The organism is Bacillus sp. GMs2/2, from assembly GCF_050172095.1.
Lineage (GTDB): Bacteria > Bacillota > Bacilli > Bacillales > Bacillaceae_G > Bacillus_A > Bacillus_A cereus.
In genome coordinates this window covers 1-2,596 of sequence record NZ_JBNLYE010000474.1, presented here as the reverse complement: position 1 = coordinate 2,596, position 2,596 = coordinate 1, and the positions used below count along the sequence as shown (strand labels likewise).

Genomic DNA, 2,596 nt, shown 5'->3' with positions numbered 1-2,596 from the left:
TGGTTACGAAACAATTATGTCTATTCCTCAATTAGAAGAATATAGACAGCCTTATCGTTATTTATACCGACTGTTATCTGTGCAAGGTAATGTGGAATTAAAGAAATGGTTAAGTCACCCATCCTATTTTTAAATACAAATGAGAGGGAGTATACAATGGATATTCAGAAAAAGCGTTATGTAACAGAAAGTGAAATACAGCAAATGAAGGATTTGGCTTATATTTGCGGGCAACAAGACAATCTTGATTACTCTTCAGATTTACATATCAACTTTTTAAAAAATCGAAATGAAGATTATATAAACGATTTTCTTCTTTATAACGGTACTCAATTAATTGGCGCTTTAAATATGTATGATTTCGAAAGACCAACAAAGCTTGAACTAATAGGCTTTGTACATCCTCATTTTAGAAAACAACGTTTCGGAACTATCCTTTTACAAACTGCAATGAAAGAAATACAAAATAGAGAGACAGATGAAGCTCTTCTTATTATTAATGGGGATTCTATTTCTGGGAATGAATTTGTAAAACATATGAAGTTACCATATTTATATAGTGAATATAGTATGGGGTTCAAAACAAACGAAATTCAAAAAACAACAGATAATAATATACAGCTTACTCTTGCACCTTCAGAATCACTTCTTGATCTTATTGAAATTTCTAGTAAAGCTTTTGGTGATTCAGTAGAAAATACGGCTACATGGTTACAAAAAATGATGAATTCATCTTCCCATCAAGTTTACAGTGCCCTTATTGCTGGAAAAGTGATAGGAACAATTACAGTTTCTAAACAAGAGCAATCTACTACACTATCAGGATTCGCCGTTCATCCTTCTTATCAAGGTAAAGGATACGGAAAAGATATTCTTTGTAATATAGTACATACTCTTATTACAGAAGGAGTTTCAACAATTGAGTTAGACGTCGAAACGAAAAATATCCACGCTTTAAAACTATATACACAATGTGGTTTTGAAATTAACACGAGGCATGACTATTATAATTTAATGAATTTTTAGGTGAATACATATGTTAAAAAAACAATTTATTCTAATTATGATATTTTAGCAGACATCTATAATAAACATTGGGGACATTTTGTTGAATACTCCTATCCAGCCTCGTTTTACAAGATGCTCTTCCCTACTCTCGTATATTAGATTTTTGTTGCGGGACTGGTCATCTCTGCCGGTGATAGTTTAATTTAGATGAACTAAAAAGTGTGTTTCACAAAGTTTACTCCGTATTACATAACGAGGGTATATTCGCATTTGATATGAATAAAAAAACTGAATCGAAATGATTCAGTTTTTTCTTAATATATTTACAACTGCAGTTGTTTCGTCATTTTCTTTATAGACACGCGGAATTCTTCTATCTAGCATACATGTAACTTCATAGTTTATTGTACCTAACATATCCGCTATTTCTTCTACTGCGATATTTTCTTCACCTTGTTTACCGTAGAATACTACTTCGTCTCCTACTTGTACTGGCATCGCTTTTGAAACATCCAACATTAACTGATCCATACAAACACGGCCAATAACAGGTACTCGAACCCCGTTAATTAACGCATAGCCTTTATTAGATAATTGACGATTATAACCATCAGCGTAACCAATTGGTACAGTCGCAATCCATTCTTCACCAGTTGTTACATACGTATTCCCATAACTTACACCACGATTCTTCTTCGCATGTTTAATATGAGCTACTTTTGATTTTAACGACAACGCAGGCTGTAAAGAAACGACTGAATGATTCACTTCTTTTGATGGATACATACCGTACACTCCTATTCCAACGCGTACCATATTTTGAAATGTGTTACTTAATTCCATTGATCCCGCACTATTTGAACTATGAATATATGGTATTTGAATTCCTAATTCTTTCGCTGTATTAACAGCCTTTTCAAATAAACTTGTTTGCATATTCGTATATGATTTATCGATTTCATCTGCCGTAGAGTAATGCGTAAATATCCCTACTACCTCTACATACTCCATACGGTTTAATTCTTCTAAAAATGGTTTAACTTCTTCTTCTTGTAAACCGATACGACTCATTCCTGTATCAATTTTCACTTGAATTTGTACTTTCTTTTGAAGACGGTTTGCAATTTCATTTATACCATGTAAATCTTCTACTCTATAAACAGTCATCATAACGTCATATTGAATTACATCTTCTACAGCCGCTACTGGTGTGTATCCTAAAATTAAAATTGGTACAGTAATTCCTGCTTCTCTTAATTCTATTGCTTCATCTACAAATGCAACTGCAAGTTGATGTATTCCCGCTTCAATTGCAGCTTTGGCAACTTCAACTGCCCCATGGCCATACCCATTCGCTTTTACAGCAGCCATCATCTTAATTTCTTCATCATTTACATGTTTTTTAAATTCTTTTACATTATGTTTTACAGCATTTAAGTCAATTTCTACAATTGTATCTCTTCCATATTTCAAACTCATTGGTCTAACTCCTAACTCAATAATTGCATTCCATTCTATTTCACGTTTCATATGACCTTTTACAATATAATACTTTTCATTATGCTAGTCAAACTACTAGAATTTTCGG

At 32.8% G+C, this 2,596-nt stretch carries 2 protein-coding genes and 2 pseudogenes; 3 read left to right on the top strand and 1 reads right to left on the bottom strand.

Annotated features, from left to right (window positions below):
- From ACQGS6_RS26225 to ACQGS6_RS26215, 3 genes and pseudogenes are all read left to right on the top strand, one after another.
- A pseudogene (locus ACQGS6_RS26225) lies at window positions 1-133 on the top strand (nitrate reductase); the annotation flags it as partial.
- A 23-nt stretch (window positions 134-156) separates the two neighbouring features.
- On the top strand, window positions 157-1,026 hold the full coding sequence (locus ACQGS6_RS26220; protein WP_426965859.1) for a GNAT family N-acetyltransferase: 870 nt from the start codon (window positions 157-159) through the stop codon (window positions 1,024-1,026).
- A pseudogene (locus ACQGS6_RS26215) lies at window positions 1,027-1,289 on the top strand (class I SAM-dependent methyltransferase); the annotation flags it as partial. It lies immediately after the preceding gene.
- Window positions 1,290-1,311: 22 nt separating this feature from the next.
- Here the strand turns inward: ACQGS6_RS26215 and alr are convergent.
- Window positions 1,312-2,487, bottom strand: coding sequence for an alanine racemase (gene alr, locus ACQGS6_RS26210; RefSeq protein WP_098397490.1), 1,176 nt, complete (start codon window positions 2,485-2,487; stop codon window positions 1,312-1,314).
- Window positions 2,488-2,596: the final 109 nt, after the last annotated feature.